Raw genomic sequence first — 23,181 nt, forward strand, 5'->3', positions numbered from 1 at the left:
TGTCACGCAGGAGATCGCCGGTTCGATCCCGGTCGGGACCGTAATTTTAATGATGAACACAGCGATCCTGCTGTGTTTATTTTTTTGTTTTCATTAAAAAATACCGGCAAAACAATATATTTTGATTTACCGCAGTAATTTCGCTAAACTATGTAAAGACTCAATAGAGGTGACATGATAAATGACGTATACAATTATATTGAATTCGCCCGAAGAAACCGAGGTACTTGCAGCCACTTTGGCTGATTTATTGGAGCCGGGAGATCTGCTGACGCTGGAAGGCGACTTAGGCGCCGGAAAAACTACATTCACTAAAGGATTGGCAAAGGGACTTGAGATTCAACGGATGGTCAACAGTCCGACTTTCACCATCCTTAAGCAATATTCTGGCCGATTGGAACTGAATCATTTCGATGTTTATCGTCTTGAGAACAGTGATGAAGACATCGGGTTTGATGAGTTTTTCAGCAGTGAAGCGGTATCTGTGGTTGAATGGGCAAGATTTATAGAAGACTATTTACCAAAAGAACGTCTGGAAATAACCATTAATCGACAGTCAGAGCAAGGGCGCAAGCTAACCCTGCATCCGATTGGCAGACGGTATGAAAAAATTTGCAGGGAGCTAAACCTATGATCTATCTTGGAATCGATACCTCGAACTCTCCATTGGCGATCGCGCTAATTGAGGATGGAACGGTCTTAATAGAAGAAACATCAAATTTAAAAATCAATCATTCGTTGACGGCAATGCCCGCAATTGAGGAAATGATGAAAAAAGCCAAGGTGCTGCCTGCCGATCTGACTCATATTGCAGTAGCCGAAGGACCTGGTTCATACACGGGTGTCCGTATTGGATTGACCATTGCGAAAACCTTGGCATGGTCTTTGAAAATACCGCTGCTTACTGTTTCCAGCTTGAAGGTGCTTGCTGCAAACGGGCTCGGATTTGATGGGCTTGTTTGCCCGATAATGGATGCTCGTCGCGGGACGGCCTTTATTGGCTTGTATGAAGGTGTTGGTTTGGAGCAGGTATTGGCCGACCAGCATAGTGATGTAAAGGAATTCCTGGCGAAGGTCAAAGAATTGGGCCGTCCTGTGCTGTTCACTGGGGTTGATGTGGTGCTCCATAAAGCAGTGATCAGTGAAATGCTTGGTGAAACAGCTCAGTTTAGTAGCGTTCAAAACCGTTTGCCGCGGGCATCAAATCTGATTATGCTGGCGCAGGAATCTGTGGAAATCGACGTCCATCACGCTGTTCCTGAATATCGCCGTATCACGGAAGCGGAAGCGAATTATAACAAAGCACAAGAAGGACAAGCCCTATGAACGACTCAGTTAGATTCAGAAAAATGACGATTGCGGACATCGAACAGGTCTATGAGATAGAAACGCTGTCTTTTACTTTGCCTTGGACCAAAGATGCTTTCTATCATGAAATGATCGGCAATGAGCATGCCTATTACGTAATTGCTGAAACCGATGAAGGCATTGTTGGATACTGTGGAATGTGGCTGGTAATGGATGAAGCGCATGTCACGAACATCGCTATTCATCCCGATCAGCGTGGTAAAAAGCTGGGCGAAGGCTTGATGCAGGCGGCCATTGATGCAGCGAAAGCGCATGGAGCTGTCCTCATGACACTGGAAGCCCGGGTCAGCAATACAATAGCACAAAATCTTTACCGGAAATTAGGCTTTAAAAATGGTGGCATCCGTAAGCGGTACTATACGGACAATTACGAAGATGCCATAGTGATGTGGGTGAATTTTGATGAATAAAGACATTTATATATTGGGAATTGAAACGAGCTGTGATGAAACGGCAGCTTCTGTTGTGAAAAATGGTACGGAAATCATCTCCAATGTTGTGGCTTCACAAATTGAGAGTCATAAACGTTTTGGTGGTGTAGTGCCGGAAATCGCTTCGAGGCATCATGTGGAGCAAATCACTTTGGTTATTGAAGAAGCATTGCAGTTGGCGAACATGGAACCGCATCGACTGGATGCAGTAGCAGTAACAGAAGGGCCAGGACTGGTTGGGGCTTTACTGATTGGCGTCAATGCTGCGAAAGCTTTTGCTTTTGCTCACCAGTTGCCTCTTGTAGGAGTCCATCACATTGCTGGCCACATTTACGCAAACCGGTTAGAGCAGGAAATGGAATTTCCACTTCTTGCACTGGTCATTTCAGGCGGACATACTGAATTGATCTACATGAAAGAGCATGGAGATTTTACCGTAATCGGTGAAACTCGGGATGATGCAGCGGGGGAAGCCTACGACAAAGTCGCCCGGACCTTGAATTTGCCCTATCCAGGCGGTCCGCATATTGACCGTTTGGCACATGCGGCTGATAAGGCGGTTACATTTCCGCGAATTTGGCTGGAGGAAGGCTCTTATGACTTCAGCTTCAGTGGATTGAAATCATCCGTATTGAATTATATGCACAATGCAGCGCAGCGCGGGGAAGAGGTTGCTCCAGCACATGTGGCAGCTGGATTCCAGAACAGTGTAGTGGAAGTAGTAACTGGAAAAACTATGCGTGCAGCTGAGGAATATGAGGTTCGTCAAGTGATTGCGGCAGGTGGAGTTGCAGCGAACAAAGGGTTGCGGCACTCACTGGAAGCAGCATTCAAAGCAAAAGGAATTCCTTTTTATATTCCTTCTTTACCTCTATGCACAGACAATGCAGCAATGATTGCAGCAGCAGGAACCATCATGTATGAAAAAGGGCTTTATGGCACGATGGCTATGAACGGCCGTCCAGGTATGCCTTTAATGTCATGGATTTAGTAAAAGCAAGTAATTTCACCATTTCAGTCGATCTGAAATGTGTGAAATTACTTGCTTTTTTTTACCATAAAATTCAGACTTTCACATTGCAAATCATAATTGTTCTGTCAATAGAGAACATTTGTACTTATGCACAATTTGTGAATAAACTGTTACTAACTAGGGGGTAAAAGGTGGTTATCCTATATATTGTGTGCTTTAGAGTGGAAAACTATGTGTATAACATTTACGTAACCTGTGGATAATGTGGAAAAGCCTGTTGACAGTTGATTAGACAAGCGAAGTATTGTGGAGAAATCTGTGGAAATAAATATTTCACGATATCCTATTGACCTATATATAGTAACAAAAAAACCGGCTAATTTAATAGCCGGTTTAAATTAAATATTTTCAATTTTTTCCTGAAGTTCAAGCCATTGGGTCATCGTTTCTTCGTGAGCTGCTTTCAGCTCTTCCAATTGATTTTGAAGGGGCAAAACCCGTTCATGGTCCTGGAAGATTTCAGGTTCACACAATTGTTCTTCGATGTCTGTGATTTGCAGATCCAATTTTTCCATAACCTGTTCGACTTCTTCGGATTGGCGGACCAGCTGGCGTTCCAGTTTTTTCGCTTCCTTATCGATTTGTGAAGTGGAAGCGGGAGCTGCAACTTTTACTTCGGTTACTGAACCGGCTTCATCAAGAGCCTTCAATTCGGCAACTTCCAGTTTTTTCTCCACGTAATAATCGTAATCACCCAAGTATTCGGTTGTTCCGTCCTGTGTGAGTTCGATGACTTTTGTGGCGATCCGGTTCATGAAGTAGCGGTCATGCGATACAAAAAGCAAAGTGCCCGGATAATCCAATAACGCATTTTCAAGCACTTCTTTGCTGTCGAGGTCTAAATGGTTGGTCGGCTCATCGAGCAACAGGACATTGGCTTTTTGCATCATCAGTTTGGCAAGGGCCACTCGCGCCTTCTCGCCGCCGGATAGGGTGGAGACCGGTTTCAGTACATCGTCGCCTGTAAATAGGAAACGTCCCAGGATGCCGCGTATGTCTTTTTCGTTGATGAGGGGATAATCATCCCATAATTCATTCAAGACTAATTTATTGCCCTTTAAATTGGCCTGCTCCTGATCATAATACCCAAATTGAATGCCGGTGCCGTAATGGATGTCCCCATCGAGCGGCTTCAGTTCTTTCATGATGGTTTTCAGTAAAGTCGATTTGCCGACACCGTTTGGACCGACCAGCGCCAGGCTTTCCTGCCGGTAAAGCTTCAGTGAGATATTTTCGGACACCGGCTTGCTGCTGTAGCCGATTTTCAGCGACTGGACATTCAGTACATCGTTGCCGCTTTGCTTGTCGATGGTGAAGCCGAAGCGGGCTGATTTTTCGTTGCCGTCGGGGGCATCCATCCAATCGGTTTTCTGCAGGGTCTTCCTGCGGCTTTGCGCCATTTTGGTGGTTGAAGCCCTGGCCAGGTTGCGTTGGACATAATCCTCCAGCTTAGCTTTTTCGCCTTGCTGCTTTTCGAATTGCTTGTGGTCCAGTTCGTATTGCTTGGCTTTTTCGTCCAGGTAACGGCTGTAGTTGCCGGTATACTTTTTGACGCGGTGGCGGGATACTTCATAGACCAGCGTCACCACCTGATCGAGGAAATACCGGTCGTGGGAAACGATCAGCAAAGCACCCGGATAATTCTTCAGGTAGTTCTCCAGCCAGCTCAAGGTCTCGATGTCCAGATGGTTGGTCGGCTCATCAAGTATAAGCAGCTGTGGCTTGCTGAGCAGATGCTTCGCCAACATCAGGCGTGTTTTCTGGCCGCCGGATAGCGATATGACTTTCTTGTCGTAATCTTCCGGATAGAATTTCATGCCATGCAGAATAGCCCGCGTGTCTGATTCGTATTGATAGCCGCCCGCATCTTTGAAATCAGTTTGAAGCAGGTCATATTCCTTCATGACCTTGTCGTTTTCTTCCGGGTTATTGTATATGTCAGGCTCGGCCATCTGCGCTTCCAGTCGGCGGAGTTTTGTTTCCTGCTCACGGAAATGCTGGAAAATCGTCATCATTTCATCCCAGACGGTAGCATCGGATTCGAGATTCGTCTGTTGTTCCAAATAGCCGATCGTCAAATCTTTCGGCATGCTGATATCGCCGCTGTCGTGGGACATTTCACCGGCGATGATTTTCAGTAATGTGGATTTTCCCGCGCCGTTGCGGCCTACCAGTGCTACGCGATCCCGGTGCTGTACTTCCAATTTGACGCCCGAAAGAATTTCCTCCGCGCCAAATGATTTATGGACTTGATTTACTTGCAAAACAATCATGTAGGTCACCTCTATTCTTCTTAAGTGTAGCTGATGGGGCGTTTGTTCGCAATTGCACAAGCCTTTACATATCAAGGTTCCTAATGTAAGATGAAAGCGATTTGACAACACCTCAGGAGGATGCGAAAGCGTATGTTACATGAGACATCTAAAATTCCGCAAGCCACGACCAAAAGGCTGCCGCTATATTACCGTTTCCTTCAAAACTTCGCGAATGCAGGACAAAAAAGGATTTCTTCACAGGAATTGAGCGAAGCGATGAAAATCGACTCTGCTACCATCCGACGTGATTTTTCACATCTGGGTGCGCTTGGCAAAAAGGGCTATGGCTATGACGTTCAGGAGCTGCTGCTCTTTTTCCGTAAAACACTGGATCAGGACGAAGCCACCAATGTAGCATTAATTGGAGTCGGGGGACTCGGCAGTGCATTTTTAAAGTATAATTTCCATCGCAACCACAATACGAAAATCATTGTCGCATTCGATTCGAACAGCCCGCAAGAAGGCGAAAAGATCAGCGATATCGATACCTACCATCCCGATAAAATTGAAGAGAAAATCAAAGAATACGGGGTAGAACTGGTTATTTTGACGGTGCCGTCACGATCAGCACAGGAAGTGACAGACCGTTTGGCGAAGACTGATATCAAAGGGATTTTAAATTTTACGCCGGTGCGAATTTCGGTGCCCGACCATATCCGTGTACAGACCATCGATCTGTCAGTTGAACTGCAGTCATTGATTTACCAGATCAAGCAGCAATGACTTAAAACCTTCACATTTACTAGCCCTTTGCAAATAGCCAAAACGGCTCTAATGATGTAAAATAGAGCCATAATACAGGAGGTGCCACGTATGCCAGGTCCAATGAGTATCATTATTATCGGTGTTGTTGCCTTGCTAGTTTTCGGTCCCAAAAAGCTTCCGGAACTTGGAAAAGCATTCGGTTCGTCTTTGCGTGAATTCAAAAACGCAACAAAAGGACTTGTAGACGATGACGACGATAAAGTAGATTTGAAAAAGAAAGACGAGCAAAAGGAAATACGATAGGATGTTTGTCTGATGACAGAAAAAGATATGACGTTAGTTGAACATATAGTTGAACTCAGAAAACGGCTGACCATTGTAGTCGTTTTCTTTGTATTAGCGATTATTATCAGCTTTTTTCTTGCGCAGCCGCTGATCCAGTATCTGCAGTACACGGAAGAAGCGAAAGACCTTACCCTGAACGCGTTCAAAATTACAGATCCGCTGAAGATCTTCATGCAGGTAACGATGATTTTAGCGTTGATCATCACATCCCCTTTGATCATGTATCAGTTTTGGGCATTCATCAGTCCAGGACTTCTCGATAAAGAGCGGAGAGCGACGTTAAGTTATATTCCGTTTTCACTGATATTGTTTTTAGGCGGGATCGCATTTGCCTATTTGATCCTGTTTCCTTACGTAATCGGATTTATGTTGAATATCTCCGACAATATGGATATACAGGAAACCATCGGCATCAATGAGTACTTCCAGTTCCTGTTCCAGATCACCTTGCCCTTCGGCTTGATCTTCCAGCTGCCTGTACTGATGCTGTTTCTGACCAGACTCGGTATCATTACACCGATGCTGATGACGAAATACCGCAAGTATTCCTATCTTGGATTGGTGATTATCGCGGCTTTCATCACCCCGCCGGACATCGTCTCCCATATGATCGTGACCTTGCCGCTGATCATCCTGTATGAGTTCAGTGTCATCATCGCCAAAATCGGCTACCGCAAGTTTTTGAAAGCCGAGCAGCAGCAAATCATCGAAGAACAGCAAGAAGCCATCAAACAACAAAGCCTTCCACCGAATTGAATCGGGGAAGGCTTTTTCTTATTGAAGAAAAACGGGCTATGCAGCATATACGCTGCATAGCCCGTTCATTTTTAATGCTATTTTATTAGGTATTGAAAGAAGAAGAAACCTGCAGTTTGAAGCTCTTCCATCTGTTTTTGGAACTCAAGGATCTTATCCATATTAAGTTGAATCAACATGACGTATCCGTTCAAACAGATATGGGCGATGATGGGCGTGATGATGCGCTTGGTTTTCTGGTACAGAAATGCCAAGATCAATCCGGTAGTAAAGTACAGCAGCAAATGTGTAAAATCAAAATGGATCAAAGCAAACACCAACGCACTGATGGCTGTTGCGAAAAAGAAATTGGTCGTTTGATTGAGCGAACCGAATAGGACGCGGCGGAAAACCAATTCTTCAAGAATCGGTCCAAACAATACGATCGATACGATTGCGAACGGTACCGCTTCAGCGATGTTGACCAGTGAAGCGGTATTCTCAGAACCCGGTTCAATGCCAAGAAGCTGCATTTCAATTAAAGCGGCGATCGATTGCCCAATCAGCAGCAGCAGGAAACCGAGAAGGCCCCAGACGACTGACATGAAGACACTGGACTTCGCGCCTCTCCAAATATCAAAAAAGCGCTTGTCCCGGAATATGACGAGCAAGGTAAGAAGGAAGCCGATGCCCATCGTCAAGAAGATCAGCCAGCCTGAAGTAGCGGTAGCCGCGGCTTCTTGGTCCATTCCCTGTCCCTGAAAGTAACTTAGGGTAGGAGCGATGAACAGGATCGGGGAAAGCTGTGCAGCGATGAAAATCAATAATACATACAACGGAGTCTTTTTGCCCTGGGATTTCGGGCGGGAGCCGCCGTTGTTGTTTTTGGTTTTTGGCCGTGACGTATGGTCATTTTTTAAAAAATTGTCTATAAAAGTTTTTCTTTTGGTGGGCATGATGTAATTCCTTTCACTGATGGATGCTCTTTCTATTGTAGAGCTTTCAAAGAACAACCGCAAAGAAATCAAAATCATGATGGTTCCTGCTTGCAAAAGACAGAAGATTTTATTAAACTTGGTAGTGGGTTAGCACTCAGAGGTTGAGAGTGCTAAGCGAGAACATTTAGATAATTTGAGGAGGGTGTTTCAATTGTTAAGACCACTAGGAGATCGTGTAATTATTGAGCTCATCGAAGCGGAAGAAAAAACGTCAAGCGGCATCGTCTTGCCGGGATCAGCACAGGAAAAACCGCAGGAGGGCCATGTGATCGCTGTAGGAAATGGACTTATCCGTGAAAACGGGCAGCGCACAGAATTGGACGTGCAAGCTGGCGACCGCGTCATCTTCTCGAAATACGCAGGATCTGAATTGAAATATGAAGGCAAAGAATACTTGATTTTACGTGAAAACGACATATTAGCAGTTTTAGGCTAAAATAAACCAACGACACAGGAGGAAGCTAAACATGGCAAAAGATATTAAGTTCAGTGAAGACGCACGCAGTTTAATGCTGAAAGGCGTAGATAAATTAGCAGATGCAGTAAAAGTGACACTTGGGCCAAAAGGGCGCAACGTGGTTCTTGAAAAAAAATTCGGTTCGCCTCTCATCACCAATGATGGTGTGACGATCGCGAAAGAAATTGAACTTGAAAATGCTTTTGAAAACATGGGAGCGAAACTTGTTGCGGAAGTTGCTTCTAAAACAAACGACATCGCTGGTGACGGAACAACAACAGCAACGGTTCTTGCACAGGCAATGATCCGTGAAGGGTTGAAGAACGTTACAGCGGGCGCGAATCCTGTTGGCATCCGCCGCGGAATCGAATTGGCCGTTGAAAATGCACTTGCGGAATTGAAAGCTATTTCTAAGCCAATCGAAGGCAAAGAATCGATTGCACAAGTTGCAGCTATTTCATCGGGTGATGAAGAAGTCGGCAAACTGATCGCTGAAGCAATGGAGCGAGTCGGCAACGACGGCGTCATTACATTGGAAGAGTCACGCGGCTTCACGACAGAACTTGATGTTGTAGAAGGTATGCAGTTCGACCGTGGATACCAGTCTCCATACATGGTGACGGATTCAGATAAAATGGAAGCGGTTCTGGATAACCCGTTCATCTTGGTTACCGACAAGAAAATCGGCAACATCCAGGAAATCCTTCCGATCCTTGAGCAAGTCGTTCAACAAAGCAAGCCATTGTTGATCGTAGCTGAAGATGTTGAAGGCGAAGCGTTGGCGACATTGGTCGTCAATAAATTACGCGGCACGTTCAATGCTGTTGCTGTTAAAGCTCCAGGCTTCGGTGACCGCCGTAAAGCAATGCTTGAAGACATCGCTGCCTTGACTGGCGCAGAAGTGATTACAGAGGATCTTGGACTTGAATTGAAAACAACGAACATCGCTCAGCTTGGGCGCGCATCAAAAGTGGTTGTTTCGAAAGAAAACACAACCATTGTGGAAGGCGCCGGCGACCAGGAACAAATCGTCGCACGCGTTACACAGATCCGCAATCAGCTGGAAGAAACAACTTCTGAATTCGACAAAGAGAAATTGCAGGAGCGCTTAGCGAAATTGGCTGGCGGCGTTGCAGTCATCAAAGTCGGAGCGGCTACTGAAACTGAGTTGAAGGAACGTAAACTTCGCATTGAAGATGCATTGAACTCAACTCGTGCAGCTGTAGAAGAAGGAATTGTTGCCGGTGGTGGTACAGCTCTAGTCAACGTCTATAACAAAGTGGCTGAACTTCTTGAAACAGAGGAAGGCGACACAGCAACAGGCGTCAACATTGTACTTCGTGCACTGGAAGAGCCAGTTCGCCAAATCGCAACAAACGCAGGCCTTGAAGGATCAATCGTCGTTCACCGCCTGAAATCCGAAGAAGTCGGTATCGGCTTCAACGCCGCTAACGGCCAATGGGTCAACATGGTGGATGAAGGAATCGTCGATCCAACTAAAGTTACCCGTTCAGCATTACAGAACGCAGCATCTGTTGCAGCTATGTTCCTGACGACGGAAGCAGTAGTCGCAGACATCCCTGAACCAGCAGCACCAATGGGCGGAATGCCTGATATGGGCGGCATGGGCGGCATGATGTAAGACAGAAATGAATCGAGAACGTGTAACCCGAATATCATCGGGTTTCACGCTCTTTTTTTGTGAAAAAAGGGATTTGGCAATCGAATGGTAAGGTACTTCTACATAGGCGGGATTGTCATCGGTTTAACACCGATGCTTGTGCCAAAAAAACCAAAAGCTGCATTCCACTTTTTCGGAATGCAGCTTTTTAGATCACTTAGCTGTACGCTTCGAAGTATAAGGAAAAATAGGATCCATTAATTCGAATTCATAGCTCTCGCTATTTACTTTCCCGACAGTCTTCTCGCTGTCGTAAAGTTCCAGCATGAAGTGGGCCATTTCTTTTGCAGTGTGATATTTTTGGACATTGTCACTGTAGCTGAACTCATCCAGCTCGCGGGCTGTTTTTACAAACTCGGTTTCGGTCATAGCCGGCGCAAGTAATTTCACTTTCATGGGAGAGTCCAAATCGCGCAGTTCTTGGGCCAGCCCTTCTGTAAAGGCGCTCACGTAGAATTTTGTTGCAGCGAATGATACAGCATTTGGTACGATCCGGTAGCCTAAGTCAGACGAGACGTTGATTAATTGTGTGCCTTCTTTGCCGGAATAATCATGTGTGTAAAGTGTGGAGAGGGTTGTAAGTGCTTCAACGTTTACACGAAGCATCTTTTCGATTTTCTTTACCGCCTGTTCAGCAACCGGCGCACTGTTTCCGAAGCCGGCATTGTTGATCCAGGTTTCAATCTCGTATTCTTTCAGGCTCTCGTATAAATCATGAACTTGTTCACTTTCAGAAAGATCTGCGGTTCTAATGACGACGTCCAGGTCAGCGTTCATGTTAAGGATTTCATTTTTTAACGCTTTAAGCTGAGCTTCCCGTCTTGCGACCAGAATGACGTTTTTGTTTCGTGATGCAAAAGCTAATGCGGTTTCGTATCCAATGCCTGAGCTGGAGCCTGTAATGACGGTGTATTTCATCCCAATTCCTCCACTGAAATTTATTATGATACACAGCTATCGTACTGTTAGTATTAACCGGAAAGCAAATGATGTGATGAGATTCTTCGCGCGTAGAACCCCGCTCGGAGATCCAAGGTTTTTATGAGTTAAATGAAATATGTTCACATTGTGTCGGCCGTTAGAAAATTTCTGCTTTTATGACAGCTGTCACTGGTTCCAAAGCGGCTCCGTAATGTAAGTTAGCAGGAGTCGAATGCGGATTCCTTTGAGGGATTTGCTTAAAAAGGAGAATTTTTTTAATGAAAAAAGTTGCTTGGATCACGGATACAGCTGCACAGTTGAATGACGCGTTCATTCAAAAACATGATGTACATGTCCTGCCCCTCAGTGTTGTATTTTCCGACGGAACCTATAGAGAATCCATAGACCTTACACAGGAAGAATTTTACGATAAATTGCGTGTAGCGAAAGGTTCACCGAAAACGTCCCAGCCGGCAATTGGAGAGATGCTGGCCTTATACGAAAAATTGGAAGCCGAAGGATATGATTTGGCGATTGCACTGCATTTATCCAGCGGTCTTTCGGGTACCATTGAAAGCGCGCAGTCAGCCGCGAAAATGACGGACTTTAAAGTTTATCCCATCGATTCGAAAATCGGTTCTTTTCCGATGGTCAAGATGATCGAAGCCGGAAATGAACTCCTGGCTAACGGGAAAGAAGTTGAAGAGGTGGTTGCAGCCCTGGAAGGAATGACAGCTAAAGCCCATTTATCTTTTATTCCTTCAAGCCTGAACCAATTGCATAAAAGTGGGCGTGTTTCCGGCACGCAGAATTTCCTGAGCAACTTACTGAATATTAAACTGGTCATTACTTTTGTGGATGGAGTAACCATCATGAAGGAAAAAGTCCGTTCCATTAAGCGGGCTAAAAATAATGTGACTGAAGCGCTTCGCGCGGATATGGCTGCAGGCACCGTAACCGAAGTGGCAGCTATTCACTGCAATAATGCCGCTGATGCTGAAATCTGGAAGAACGAGCTTCTTCAGGAGTTTCCGGATTTAAAGGTCGAAGTGGTGCAGCTCAGTGTATGTGTAGGTGTACATGCGGGTGAAGGCACAACGGGATTAAGCTGGCTGGCTAAATAACGCCTATCTCCCGGCAACCAGATGAGAATAAACTTAGTATAAAAAGAGGCGGCTCAACAATTTTGAATTGTCGAGCCGCCTTTTCTCATTTGTAAAACACGTCACTTTCCAGAAAGGCACGATTCGTGTAAACTATATAAGGTTAAGAAAAAGAGGAATGACTTTATATATCGTTGATAGCTAATGTTCGTAAGAATAGATGAAATAAGAACTTTTGGATGAAGGGCTGGCCTTTCATCCCGTAATGAAAGGATTGGAATGTAACTATGAAAGAGAATTTTTGGCGTGATTTGCCGAAACCGTTTTTTGTGTTGGCGCCGATGGAAGATGTGACGAATGTTGTGTTTCGCCATGTAGTGGCTGAAGCAGCGCGTCCTGATGTGTATTTTACGGAGTTTACGAATACCGAAAGTTATTGTCATCCGGAAGCGGTTTTCAGTGTGCGGGGACGTTTGACGTTCACGGAAGACGAACAGCCGATGGTGGCCCATATTTGGGGCAATAAACCCGAGCATTTCCGGGAAATGAGTATCGGTATGGCGAAGCAGGGCTTTAAAGGTGTCGATATCAATATGGGGTGTCCAGTGCCGAACGTAGCAGCCAAAGGAAAAGGCAGCGGACTGATCAATTACCCGGATAATGCTGCTGAAATTATCCAGGCGGCCAAAGCGGGCGGATTGCCTGTCAGCGTCAAGACGCGTCTCGGCTATACCGATGTGGAGGAATGGAAAGGCTGGTTGACCCATGTATTGGAGCAGGACATCGCCAACCTATCCATCCATTTGCGGACGAAAAAAGAGATGAGTGCTGTACCTGCACATTGGGAACTCATTCCGGAAATCAAGAAACTCCGCGACGAGATAGCGCCGGATACGCTTCTTACGATCAACGGCGACATTCCAGATCGCCAGGCAGGCCAAGAGCTCGCCGATAAATACGGCATCGATGGCGTCATGATCGGACGGGGGATTTTCCATAACCCATTTGCTTTCGAAAAAGAGCCGAGAGAACATGACAGCAAAGAATTGTTTGATCTGTTGAGGCTGCACCTGGATCTGCATGATAAATATTCCACAGATATCGAACCGATCGCATTTAAGCCGCTCCGCCGTTTCTTTAAGATTTATGTCCGCGGCGTCCGTGGAGTCGGTGAGCTGAGAAACCAATTGATGTATACGGAAACGACAGACGAAGTGCGTACCTTGCTCAATGACTTCGAGGCTTCGATAGAAGCAGAGCAGCTGGCAGAGCCTGTAGAAAACAGCTGAATTTCGAATACCAGTTAATGTTATCAATAAAGACCAAGTTTAGTTGAATCTCTAGGCCTCGCATCCATTTAACAAATGGACGCGAGGCTTTTTTTTTGCCGAGAAACCCGATGGATTTCCTTCCATACAATATGGAGGAGAAGAAAGGCCAGGGAAATATGGGGCTTAATTGGAAGGGGAATGTGGTACAATCGATCTGAAAGATAGTGGAATGAATTCATTTTTTTTGAATATGTTTAGGGAAACGGTAGTAGTGTACGAATCGGTCATAAATGACGTCGCAGATCAGGTGTAAAGAATCAGGGAATATTTTGAATCCCAAGCACTTCAGCTTCAATGTAATGAAAGAAAGCAAAGTCTTTTAGAAATTCATTCAGAAGAAGGAGTTGTTTCGTGATGAAAAAGTATTTGGCTGAATTTATCGGTACGTTTATATTGGTATTCTTGGGTACAGGCACAGCAGTTGTATTGGGCGGTTACACAGGGGGAACGGACACAGGCTTTCTTGGGGTTCTAGCCATTGCACTTGCCTTTGGGCTTTCGATTGTTGCAGGCGCTTATGCCATCGGGCATATTTCGGGATGCCACGTCAATCCGGCAGTTTCACTGGCCGTACTGATATCGGGGAATATAACCGTTAAAGAGTTTGGTGGTTATGTCGTTGCACAGGTGTTGGGTGCTTTTGCTGGGAGTTCGATCCTGGCCTTTGTCGTGGCAAGTTCGATAAGCTTAGAAGGATTTGGTGCAAACGGTTATGGCGAATTGAGTGCTGTGGGTTTAAATCTGCCAGGAGCTCTTGTCATTGAAGTCATCCTTACTTTCATCTTTGTCCTTGCCATTTTGGGCGTGACTTCTAGTAAGGCAACTTCCCACATGGGCGGAATTGTCATTGGTTTAACGCTGACCTTGGTGCATATTATCGGTATTCCGCTGACGGGTACTTCTGTAAACCCGGCAAGAAGTCTGGCTCCTGCAATTTTTGCGGGTGGAGATGCACTGGCTCAATTATGGGTATTCATTTTAGCTCCTCTTGTCGGAGCCGCCCTTGCAGCCATTGTCTTTAAGTCTTTCTTTGTGGTAAAAGAAGAGACTGGTATTGAAGTAGCTGGAGAGTCGGATATCGACCTAGCCAACAAGTAAAAAAAGACTGTTTCCCATTTCGATGGGAAGCAGTCTTTTTCTGTCTGAAAGAACCTTCCCCATTCACAAATTCCTGATGAAAAAGCTGAAACTCATGTAGGAAATGGAATAATGGAGAAGGCCGTTTGGAAGTTCAAGGAGTACTTCTAAACGGTCTTTTTAAAAAACAGAAGTCAGTTCTTTATTTAATTAACTGATTATTCTGTATTCTGTATTGATTTATTTTGAAAGCGCTTTTATAATAAGGGTGATATCAAATGTGCTGAGAAAGAACATTTGTAAAAGAGTTTTTAGGGTAGAAAATCGTGATCCGTACATCCTGTTTATACATATAGTGAGTTATCGTTTTCTGTTGATGCGAAAATCGGAGAAGGAGCGTGGATGATGAAAGTAGAAAAGGAACTGGCGATTATTGAATTGGAGGCGACTTCAAAAGAAGAGGCATTGCAGTTATTGGGCAGCAAGCTGATCGAACAAGGCTATGTTAAAGAAAATTTCATCGAAAGCATACTCGAAAGAGAGAAAAACTATCCAACAGGGTTGCCGACAGAGCCTTTTGGCGTAGCGATTCCCCATACAGACGGCGATATGATCCATACATCAACAATCGCCTTTGCCAGTTTGAAGAACCCGGTCAAGTTCCTGATGATGGGAACAGACGATAAACTGGTCGAGGTGAAGCTGATTTTTATGCTCGCTTTAAAAAGTCCGGATGACCAATTGGAAATGCTGCAGAAGTTGATGGAATTGATACAAGACCCGGAAATGGTCTCAAAGCTGGCCCAAATCAAAAGCGTTGACGAACTGAATGAATTAGTTGAAGACAAAGTATAAAAATCACGGCATATTCCCTTAAATAAGCCTTTTCTTTCGATAGATTAAAATATAAGTCGAGGAGTGAAGTTGATGGGATTTTTACAATGGTTCGTGGATCTGGGTGCTTCTGTCTTACTGCCGATTTTGATTTTTATCTTTGCATTAGTGCTGGGAACCAAGCCCGGTAAAGCGCTGCGTGCCGGCATCATCGTCGGGATCGGGTTTGTGGGCATCAACCTGGTCATCGGACTGCTTGTTTCAAGCCTCGGGCCGGCCGCGCAATCAATGGTCGATAATTTTGGATTTCAATTAAACACCATCGATGTAGGGTGGCCGGCAGCTTCTGCTATTTCCTATGGTACGTCTTTGGGGAGTCTCGCCATTCCATTGGGGGTCGGCGTTAATATTCTCCTCCTGACATTCGGTTTGACCAAAACGCTGAACGTTGATATTTGGAATTTTTGGCATGTGGCGTTCACTGGCTCGTTGGTCTATGCTTTGACCGGGGATTTTTGGCTGGGGCTTTTGACCATTATCGTTCACTTGATGCTTCTGTATTTGATGGCAGACGTCCTGGCGAAGCACATCGAGAAATTTTACGGTTTTCAGAACATCACGTTCCCGCATGGAACCTCTGCACCATCTGCTTTTGTTGCGATGCCGATGAACTGGGTTTTTGACCGGATCCCCGGTTTCAACAAGCTGGAGGCCGATCCGGAATCGATTCAAAAAAGACTCGGGATCCTCGGAGATTCCACCATCATCGGTGTATTGATCGGGATTCTGATCGGAATATTGGCTGGGTATGATGTTCCCGGCATCCTGCAATTGTCCATTCAGACTGGGGCCGTCATGGTCCTGCTTCCGAGAATGGTCGCTTTATTGATGGAAGGCTTGATACCGGTATCGGAGGCAGCAGGCGAATTTGTGAAAAAACGTTTCCCGGGAAGAGATCTCTACATCGGGATGGACAGTGCCTTGGCAATCGGGCATCCAGCAGTACTGTCCTCGGCTTTGCTGATTGTGCCGATCACCATTTTCATGGCCGTCTTGCTGCCGGGAAATTCCGTTCTGCCGTTTGCGGATCTGGCTTCCATTCCATTCCTGATCTGTTTGATGGTTCCGATTTTCAGAGGGAACATCATCCGAACCGTAATCGGTGGATCGATATACATCGGAATTGGTTTTTACATTGCCACGTGGATTGCGCCGCTGTTTACAGAAGCTGCGATTGCTTCGAACTTTGAGATGGGCGAGAACACCAGTATTTCGTCATTGATCGATGGAGCGGTTTGGACAACCTTCGTATTCGTCTGGATTCCGAGAATCCTCAGCTGGTATGGCATGATCGGATTGGGGCTATTGATTTTGTTCGGACTGATTTATCAAAACAAAATCAAACCAAGACGACAGAAACAAACAGAAGCAACAGGAGAGGGAGAGGAACTTAAATGAAAAAGTTATTGATCATGTGCGGAACAGGAATCGCGACTTCGACCGTCGTGAAAGGAAAAGTGGAGCAATGGCTGAAGGACAATGACTTGAGCCAGGAAGTGAAGATTTATCAGTCGAAAGTCAGCGATGAAATTGGGCGGATTGATGAATACGATGTCGTGCTGTCGACTACCTTAGTGCCGGATAAGATAAAAGACAAAGTGATCGATGGGGTGCCGCTGTTGACCGGCATCGGCGTCGATAGCATGTACGATAAAGTATTGGCTGAGATCAAGCGCGAGTAATGCATACTGCTCGAAAGAAAAACCATCCCGTTGCGAAATCGATTCATTTCACAACGGGATGGTTTTATTTTGGGGTTAGAGGATTTAGAGCTCTTCCCCACGCGTCTCAATCACATGCTTATACCAATGGAACGAAAGCTTTTTCTTACGGTTCAGTCCGTCTTTATGATCGACGTAGATGAAACCGTATTGTTTTTTGAAGCCGTTCAGCCAGCTCAGCAGATCGATGGCCGACCAGGCGTAATAGCCTTTCAAGTTGATGCCCTGACGAATGGCAGTCTTGATGACCTTCAAATGCTCTTCAATGTATTTGATGCGCGGGACATCGACGATTTCGCCATCGATGATCGGGTCTTCATCGCCCAGCCCGTTTTCTGTAACATACATTTTGACGTCGCCGTAGCGCGCTTTCAGCATATGGAGCCCGTCCAAAAATCCTTGCGGCGAGATTTCCCAGCCCCATTTGGTATAGGTTTTATCCTCCATTTTGACTGTCCGGTAATAGCCATCGAAAGAAGGGCTGCCGGGAACCAAGGTGGAGGTTTCTCTTGAGTGTTCTATCGAAGAAACCGCTTCATGGATTTTCTCCACTCGGATGGGCTGGTAATAATTGAGTCCGATGAAATCGTTATTGTCGGCATTTCTCCGCAAGGTGTCCAGTTCTTCCTGTGTCCAGTCGGGGGTCCATCCTTTTTCCTCCAATTGCTTGACCACATAGGGAGGATACTCGCCTTTTAAGATGGGATCGTAATACCAGTTGGTCTCGTATTCGTTGGCGTGCTGTGCAGCTTTCATGTTGTCTTCGCGATTGTCGACGCTATAGGCTGGAAGGAATACGTGGGTAATGCCGATTTCGCCGTATTGCTTCAGCTTTTTGTAGGACTCGACTGCCATGGCATGGGCGTAGAAAACGTTATGGGTTGCTTGGAAATAGTTCTTTTCGTCGTTTTGGATGCCTGGCGGATGGGCGCCTTTCAAATAGCCCAACCCGCAGAACATGACGGTTTCGTTGAAGGTGATCCAATGTTTGACCCGATCGCCGAAAGAACGGAAACAGGTTTCCGCATAGTTGACGAACGCTCTGGCTGTCCGTTTATTGGTCCAGCCGCCATCTTCTTCAAGCGTCAGCGGCAGATCCCAATGATATAGCGTCACGAAGGGGACGATGCCGTATTTCAGGCATTCATCAATCAGGTTGTTGTAGAATTCCAGGCCTCTTTCATTCATTTCCCCATCACCTGTAGGAAAAATACGCGCCCAGGAGACGGAAAAACGATACGATTCCAGGCCCATCTCCGCCATTAAGCGGATGTCTTCTTTATACCGGTGGTAATGGTCGACGGCGATATCGCCGTTTGTTCCTTCAAATGTTTTGCCGGGAATCTTGGAAAAGACGTCCCAGTTGGTCGGCCCTTTGCCGTCTTCACTGGCGGCGCCTTCCACTTGATAGGAAGCGGAAGCTGCGCCGAATAAAAAGTCATGTGGAAACTTCAGTGGAATATCGTCATTTTTCATAGTAAAAGCCCTCCATCTGCATTTGTTAATTGAATTATAGCAATAGAGAGCAGAGAGCGAGAAATAAAGGCGTGTGGAGGAACTTGAAGCAATTCTTTCCACCGTGCATAAGTATTTCTACAAATTGACTTCGCTTAACGGAATGGGTATATTAAATGGCGAAGAAGATGATAGGAGTGAACCGTTTGACCCCGGACGTGGAATTACAGAACTTGGATTTGATTGATTTATTGAGCGAGCGCCATATCGCAACACGGAGAATTTCGGAAAGCGCATGGAATGACGCAAGCGAAATCCATATTTCAAACTCTGAATGGTATATCATGGCCAAAATCTATAAAAAACAGCCCACCATTGCATCTGTCACTAAAAATGTGGACATTTCCCGCCAAGCGATTCATAAATTCATTAAAAACCTGGCAGCCAAAGGTTTGGTGGAAGTGCAGAATGTGGAGAACAATAGAAAAGAAAAATGCATTCGCTTAACGGCTTTAGGAGAAGAATACTACGAGAAACACGAAGCGCTGAAAATTCAGCTGGAAAATAAAATTGCAGAAAAAATCGGCAAGGACCAGATGAAAGCCCTCAAAGATCTGTTAAGAGCCGATTGGGGAATCTAACCCGAACTGAAGAACGCCCTGCTTCATCAATCCATTGATGAAGCAGGGCGTTCTTTTTTATAAGGAATGTCCAATATGGACTTTTTATGAGGTGGGAAGCGGTTGATCATTCTTGATCAGGTCATTGATCTGCTTATTGATTTCTTCAAAGCTGGTGTCCAAAGCGCGGGCAAGTTCTTTGAAGAGAATGATCTGCGTGTTATTCAGCAGTTTGTAGTCGCGTTCGTAAAGTGTCGTCTTCTCAAGCTGGGCATCGAATTTTTTGCGCATCAAGGTGTTGACGACTTTTGCGATCTGCAGGCGATCTCCTGAATTGATGAGCTCGGAATATTGCTTCAGCCGTGAGTTTGGCTGTGTTTCCCATTCGGCCCCATCCTGTTTAAAGCTTTCGACGATAGCAAGGGCTTCTTCTTTCTGGAGGAGCTTCAGCATGACCACCTTCTCGTTATCGACAGGTGTGCTGATGGTCACTAAGGTATTCTCCAAAGGATGCAATTTATAATATTTTTTCGTGACCCCTGAAACTGTTTCGTCACGAATATCGTCAATTCTACATAGGCCATGGGCGGAATAAATGATGTGGTCTCCAATAGTGAACATTTTTTTCCTCCTAAAATATATCTCAACTTCCTTTATTATAACACAAGTTCACTTAATTGTAAACTTAGTTGACAATTAAGTGGAACGCTTTTGAAAAGACATACAAATGTCATGAAAAACTGGGTTAGAACAGGCAGAAGCAGGGAATTATAATACGAGGCGACTTACGGGCTGCCAAAGTGGAGGTATAAGAACAATGAAGACGATAGAAGAAGCAAAGCGTTTGATCATCGCCGAAAAACTGAAGCATTATAATGAGCGCTTGGCTGACATGGAGCGGGATTTACAGTTTTTCTACGAAGAGTCAATAGACGATGAAGAGTCCCTTAAAATCATCATGGATCTGCAGGATAAAGTGAAGCAATTAAAAGCAGTGAAAAATAAAGAAAGCCATGAGACAGTCACCTGAAACTGTCTTTTTTGCTGTCTTCAGGTAAGTCTGATTGATGCGCGATAATGTGCTATTATTAGTAGTGGATTTATTGTGGATATGGACTATCACCGGAACTTAACAGGAGGCAAATACAATGGATAATAATGATTTATTGATCAGACTGCGCTATGCGCTGGATATAAAAAACAATGACATGGTCGAAATCTTCAAATTGGGCGGCGTTGAACTGAGCAAGGAAGAAGTGCTGAAAGTGCTGACGAAAACGCCTGAAAGCGATGAGGAGGACAATGACAGCATCTGGGCCGAACAGGAAACCGACGATTACATCAAAGCGGACGATCATCTGTTTGAGTCGTTCTTGAATGGCTTCATCATTTTCAAACGAGGGCGTCAGGAGCCGAAAGCGGGTCAGCCAGAAGTTCCAGCGTTGACGAACGAGCGCTCCAACAACCTATTGCTGAAGAAAGTGAAAATCGCCTTGCAGCTCACCAGTGAAGATATGCTGGAGATTTGGGATTTGGCGGGTGTGACCGTATCAAGAGGCGAGCTGGGTGCATTGCTCCGGAAAGTAGGCCACAAAAACTATAAAGAATGCGGCGATCGCTACGCACGGAACTTCCTTAAGGGCTTGGCGATCAAGTATAGAAAATAATCTGGTTAACAGATCTATAAGCGGTAGGATTGAAAGGGTTCGGGAAGAGTTATTCCGAATCCTTTTTTTCAGTTGCGAGCAGCTGCAATTCATGGAGAGTCTCTTGCTGAGTCTCTTCCTGCATAAACGATTCAGCAAGAAAGTTGCGCAAGTATTCTTCTTTCCGGCTTTTAGAAAGCTGTGTTTGTTTCAGGAGTTGTCTGGCTTCAAAAAGAAATTCAAGATAGTGTTCGTAGCTTTCGTCAAACTGAGTCTGCAGATCCTGCTTGATTTTTTTCGCAAGCATAGGGCTGGCGCCATTCGTTGAAACCGCGATGCTCAATTTGCCTCTTTTCAAATGAGCCGGAAAATGGATATTTCCAGACTCGGCTTCAGTGGAAGCATTGATCAGGCAGTGCGGAGGTGCAGCTTCTTTGGCGGCCGCGTTGACAACTGGATCATCGGTGGCGATGATCATCATGAAAGCCTCTTCGGCCTCTTTTGAGTCGAAGTTTTTTTGTTTCCATTGGATTTTCCCTTCTTCAGCCCACTGCTTTATTTCCGGTGCCACGGCGGGACTGATTACGGTCAGCACAGCTCCACTGTCCAGTAAAGTGTTCAGCTTCCGTTTGGCGATGCGTCCGCCGCCCACTACAATCACTTTTTTTTCTGCCAACTCAATCATGATGGGAATTACCGTCATCTTCTCCGCCTCCTTAACTCTCCTAATACTATCAAAAATATTCCTCTCTGCGTCGAACAGAAACCATTCATCAGCTAATCAAAATAATTTTACTTGCGCTAGCCATTGGCAGGGCAGCTTTCCTGGAAAAAAGTCTAAAAAAACTTAAAACATAGTTTGACACTCGGAATAGTCTATTATATACTTTGTGAAATCAAACATTTCAAACAATTCTCATTAAAATTGAATAGGCGTTCTTATCAAGAGAGACGGAGGGATTGGCCCTTTGATGTCTCAGCAACCCTCCTATAAGGAAACGGTGCTAACTCCAATAGGCTTCATCAGCCTAGAAGATAAGAAGATTGTTTTGTTTTTCCGGACCTTCTTCTTGTCGAAGAGGGTCCTTTTCTTTTTGTTCGAACGCTTTGGAAGTTTGGTTTCAGAATGGTTCGAAATGAACAGCGCAATTCAAAACTAACCTTGGAGGTAATGAAATGACTAGTAAAGCACACGGTGGAGATTTGGTAAACAGACAGGTGACAGGCACGGAAAGAGAAAAGGCCTTGAAAAATGCAGAATCGCTTTCCTCATTATTTGTTTCGGATTGGGCGATCTCAGATCTGGAACTGATCGGCATCGGAGGCTTCAGCCCATTGACCGGTTTCCTTGGACAAAAAGATTATGAAAGTGTGGTACATACATCGCGCCTCAGCAATGGCACGGTTTGGAGCGTGCCAATTACACTGTCGGTCACCAAAGAAGAAGCGGATAGCTACCAAGTCGGCGACGAAATTGCGCTGAAAGGCGAAGACGGTGTGATTTACGGAACGCTCGCACTGAAGGAGAAATACGCTTACGACAAACGGTTGGAAGCGGAAAAAATCTACGGAACGACGGAAGAAGCACATGCAGGCGTTAAGAAATTATACGAACGCGGCGATGTGTACCTGGCCGGACCGATCACCTTATTGAATCGCCCGGATCACAGCGAATTCGAGGAATTCCATTTGGATCCGGTTGAAACGCGCCAGTTGTTCCAGGATCTTGGCTGGAAGACGATTGTTGGTTTCCAGACACGCAACCCGGTGCACCGGGCACATGAGTACATCCAGAAAGCGGCATTGGAAGTGGTTGACGGATTGTTGTTGAATCCACTTGTGGGCGAAACGAAATCCGACGACATTTCAGCGGCGGTGCGGATGGAAAGCTACCAGGTCATCTTGAAGCATTACTATCCTGCAGATCGTGCGCGCCTAGCCATCTATCCTGCAGCAATGCGCTATGCGGGACCGAAAGAAGCGGTTCTTCACGCCATCGTCCGCAAGAACTATGGCTGCACACATTTTATCGTCGGGCGCGACCATGCCGGTGTCGGCGATTATTACGGCACATACGAAGCGCAGGAATTCATTAGCCAGTTCGAAGACGAACTGGGCATTCAAATCTTCAAATTCGAGCATTCATTCTACTGCAATGCATGCGAAAACATGGCAACAGCCAAAACCTGCCCGCATACGGCAGAAAATCATGTTCATTTGAGCGGTACGAAAGTACGTGAATTGCTTCGCAACGGGGAGAAGCCCCCGAAACAATTTTCCCGTCCGGAAGTGGCGGATGTCCTTATCAAAGGCTTGCGGGAGACCGTAGTAAGTAACTAAGTTGA

Annotated in this window: 25 protein-coding genes and 1 riboswitch; of the genes, 19 read left to right on the forward strand and 6 right to left on the reverse strand. The window is 45.5% G+C overall.

Features of this window, described 5'->3' with window-relative positions; all coding sequences use genetic code 11:
• Positions 1–181 precede the first annotated feature (181 nt).
• From tsaE to tsaD, 4 genes are read left to right on the forward strand one after another with little or no spacing between them, the layout of a single operon-like run.
• Positions 182–634 (forward strand): tRNA (adenosine(37)-N6)-threonylcarbamoyltransferase complex ATPase subunit type 1 TsaE, encoded by a 453-nt coding sequence (tsaE, locus tag K8U60_RS04270; protein WP_223634914.1) that lies wholly within the window; start codon positions 182–184, stop codon positions 632–634.
• Positions 631–1,326 (forward strand): tRNA (adenosine(37)-N6)-threonylcarbamoyltransferase complex dimerization subunit type 1 TsaB, encoded by a 696-nt coding sequence (tsaB, locus tag K8U60_RS04275; RefSeq protein WP_223634918.1) that lies wholly within the window; start codon positions 631–633, stop codon positions 1,324–1,326. The genes tsaE and tsaB overlap by 4 nt, the downstream gene beginning before the upstream one ends.
• Entirely contained in the window at positions 1,323–1,778 is a 456-nt protein-coding gene (gene rimI / locus K8U60_RS04280) for a ribosomal protein S18-alanine N-acetyltransferase (RefSeq protein ID WP_223634920.1), read from the forward strand. The genes tsaB and rimI overlap by 4 nt, the downstream gene beginning before the upstream one ends.
• A complete protein-coding gene (gene tsaD, locus K8U60_RS04285; RefSeq protein ID WP_223634922.1) occupies positions 1,771–2,790 on the forward strand; it encodes a tRNA (adenosine(37)-N6)-threonylcarbamoyltransferase complex transferase subunit TsaD in 1,020 nt (339 codons plus the stop codon). The genes rimI and tsaD overlap by 8 nt, the downstream gene beginning before the upstream one ends.
• A gap of 380 nt (positions 2,791–3,170) precedes the next feature.
• Here the strand turns inward: tsaD and K8U60_RS04290 are convergent, their stop codons facing one another.
• On the reverse strand, positions 3,171–5,105 hold the full coding sequence (locus K8U60_RS04290; protein WP_223634924.1) for an ABC-F family ATP-binding cassette domain-containing protein: 1,935 nt from the start codon (positions 5,103–5,105) through the stop codon (positions 3,171–3,173).
• A 132-nt stretch (positions 5,106–5,237) separates the two neighbouring features.
• Between K8U60_RS04290 and K8U60_RS04295 the strand changes: the two genes are divergently transcribed.
• The 3 genes from K8U60_RS04295 to tatC all read left to right on the forward strand — a co-directional run bounded on the left by K8U60_RS04295 (position 5,238) and on the right by tatC (position 6,953).
• Entirely contained in the window at positions 5,238–5,870 is a 633-nt protein-coding gene (locus tag K8U60_RS04295) for a redox-sensing transcriptional repressor Rex (protein WP_223634926.1), read from the forward strand.
• A gap of 90 nt (positions 5,871–5,960) precedes the next feature.
• On the forward strand, positions 5,961–6,155 hold the full coding sequence (locus K8U60_RS04300) for a twin-arginine translocase TatA/TatE family subunit (protein ID WP_146558198.1): 195 nt from the start codon (positions 5,961–5,963) through the stop codon (positions 6,153–6,155).
• A gap of 12 nt (positions 6,156–6,167) precedes the next feature.
• Positions 6,168–6,953 (forward strand): twin-arginine translocase subunit TatC, encoded by a 786-nt coding sequence (gene tatC / locus K8U60_RS04305; protein ID WP_223634928.1) that lies wholly within the window; start codon positions 6,168–6,170, stop codon positions 6,951–6,953.
• A 77-nt stretch (positions 6,954–7,030) separates the two neighbouring features.
• On the opposite strand, the gene K8U60_RS04310 is transcribed toward tatC, so the two are convergent.
• Positions 7,031–7,966 (reverse strand): CPBP family intramembrane glutamic endopeptidase, encoded by a 936-nt coding sequence (locus K8U60_RS04310; RefSeq protein WP_223634930.1) that lies wholly within the window; start codon positions 7,964–7,966, stop codon positions 7,031–7,033.
• Positions 7,967–8,081: 115 nt separating this feature from the next.
• On the opposite strand from K8U60_RS04310, the gene groES reads away from it, so the two are divergent.
• Positions 8,082–8,366 (forward strand): co-chaperone GroES, encoded by a 285-nt coding sequence (gene groES, locus K8U60_RS04315; protein WP_006831533.1) that lies wholly within the window; start codon positions 8,082–8,084, stop codon positions 8,364–8,366.
• A 31-nt stretch (positions 8,367–8,397) separates the two neighbouring features.
• Positions 8,398–10,029 (forward strand): chaperonin GroEL, encoded by a 1,632-nt coding sequence (gene groL, locus K8U60_RS04320; RefSeq protein WP_223634932.1) that lies wholly within the window; start codon positions 8,398–8,400, stop codon positions 10,027–10,029.
• 192 nt (positions 10,030–10,221) lie between these two features.
• Here groL and K8U60_RS04325 read toward each other — a convergent pair whose 3' ends face one another.
• On the reverse strand, positions 10,222–10,986 hold the full coding sequence (locus K8U60_RS04325; protein ID WP_223634934.1) for an SDR family NAD(P)-dependent oxidoreductase: 765 nt from the start codon (positions 10,984–10,986) through the stop codon (positions 10,222–10,224).
• A gap of 281 nt (positions 10,987–11,267) precedes the next feature.
• Here K8U60_RS04325 and K8U60_RS04330 point away from each other — a divergent pair, with 281 nt between their 5' ends.
• The 6 genes from K8U60_RS04330 (at position 11,268) to K8U60_RS04355 (ending at position 17,076) form a co-directional block, all read left to right on the forward strand.
• Positions 11,268–12,113 carry a DegV family protein gene (locus K8U60_RS04330; RefSeq protein ID WP_223634936.1) on the forward strand — a complete coding sequence of 282 codons (846 nt, stop codon included), beginning with the start codon at positions 11,268–11,270 and terminating at the stop codon, positions 12,111–12,113.
• 266 nt (positions 12,114–12,379) lie between these two features.
• Positions 12,380–13,381, forward strand: a complete 1,002-nt coding sequence (locus K8U60_RS04335; protein WP_223634939.1) for a tRNA dihydrouridine synthase — start codon at positions 12,380–12,382, stop codon at positions 13,379–13,381.
• 393 nt (positions 13,382–13,774) lie between these two features.
• A complete protein-coding gene (locus K8U60_RS04340; protein ID WP_223634942.1) occupies positions 13,775–14,521 on the forward strand; it encodes an aquaporin in 747 nt (248 codons plus the stop codon).
• Between the two features lie 381 nt (positions 14,522–14,902).
• Entirely contained in the window at positions 14,903–15,355 is a 453-nt protein-coding gene (locus K8U60_RS04345; protein ID WP_223634945.1) for a PTS sugar transporter subunit IIA, read from the forward strand.
• Positions 15,356–15,427: 72 nt separating this feature from the next.
• On the forward strand, positions 15,428–16,792 hold the full coding sequence (locus tag K8U60_RS04350; RefSeq protein ID WP_223634949.1) for a PTS galactitol transporter subunit IIC: 1,365 nt from the start codon (positions 15,428–15,430) through the stop codon (positions 16,790–16,792).
• Positions 16,789–17,076, forward strand: coding sequence for a PTS sugar transporter subunit IIB (locus tag K8U60_RS04355; RefSeq protein WP_223634953.1), 288 nt, complete (start codon positions 16,789–16,791; stop codon positions 17,074–17,076). Before K8U60_RS04350 ends, K8U60_RS04355 begins: the two co-directional genes overlap by 4 nt.
• An 84-nt stretch (positions 17,077–17,160) precedes the next feature.
• On the opposite strand, the gene K8U60_RS04360 is transcribed toward K8U60_RS04355, so the two are convergent.
• Positions 17,161–18,570: a GH1 family beta-glucosidase gene (locus tag K8U60_RS04360; RefSeq protein WP_223635995.1), complete on the reverse strand. Its 1,410-nt coding sequence runs from the start codon at positions 18,568–18,570 to the stop codon at positions 17,161–17,163.
• A gap of 176 nt (positions 18,571–18,746) precedes the next feature.
• Here K8U60_RS04360 and K8U60_RS04365 point away from each other — a divergent pair, with 176 nt between their 5' ends.
• A complete protein-coding gene (locus tag K8U60_RS04365) occupies positions 18,747–19,211 on the forward strand; it encodes a MarR family winged helix-turn-helix transcriptional regulator (RefSeq protein WP_223634954.1) in 465 nt (154 codons plus the stop codon).
• Between the two features lie 84 nt (positions 19,212–19,295).
• Here the strand turns inward: K8U60_RS04365 and K8U60_RS04370 are convergent, their stop codons facing one another.
• Positions 19,296–19,811, reverse strand: a complete 516-nt coding sequence (locus tag K8U60_RS04370; protein WP_223634957.1) for a CarD family transcriptional regulator — start codon at positions 19,809–19,811, stop codon at positions 19,296–19,298.
• 196 nt (positions 19,812–20,007) lie between these two features.
• Here K8U60_RS04370 and K8U60_RS04375 point away from each other — a divergent pair, with 196 nt between their 5' ends.
• On the forward strand, positions 20,008–20,220 hold the full coding sequence (locus K8U60_RS04375) for a hypothetical protein (protein ID WP_223634960.1): 213 nt from the start codon (positions 20,008–20,010) through the stop codon (positions 20,218–20,220).
• Positions 20,221–20,338: 118 nt separating this feature from the next.
• A complete protein-coding gene (locus K8U60_RS04380) occupies positions 20,339–20,857 on the forward strand; it encodes a YehS family protein (protein ID WP_223634963.1) in 519 nt (172 codons plus the stop codon).
• 49 nt (positions 20,858–20,906) lie between these two features.
• Here K8U60_RS04380 and K8U60_RS04385 read toward each other — a convergent pair whose 3' ends face one another.
• Positions 20,907–21,539 carry an NAD(P)-binding protein gene (locus K8U60_RS04385; RefSeq protein ID WP_223634966.1) on the reverse strand — a complete coding sequence of 211 codons (633 nt, stop codon included), beginning with the start codon at positions 21,537–21,539 and terminating at the stop codon, positions 20,907–20,909.
• A gap of 233 nt (positions 21,540–21,772) precedes the next feature.
• A riboswitch (SAM riboswitch) is annotated at positions 21,773–21,878 on the forward strand.
• A 134-nt stretch (positions 21,879–22,012) separates the two neighbouring features.
• Between K8U60_RS04385 and sat the strand changes: the two genes are divergently transcribed.
• A complete protein-coding gene (gene sat / locus K8U60_RS04390; RefSeq protein WP_223634970.1) occupies positions 22,013–23,176 on the forward strand; it encodes a sulfate adenylyltransferase in 1,164 nt (387 codons plus the stop codon).
• Positions 23,177–23,181: the final 5 nt, after the last annotated feature.

The organism is Planococcus circulans, from assembly GCF_020023385.1.
GTDB lineage: Bacteria > Bacillota > Bacilli > Bacillales_A > Planococcaceae > Planococcus.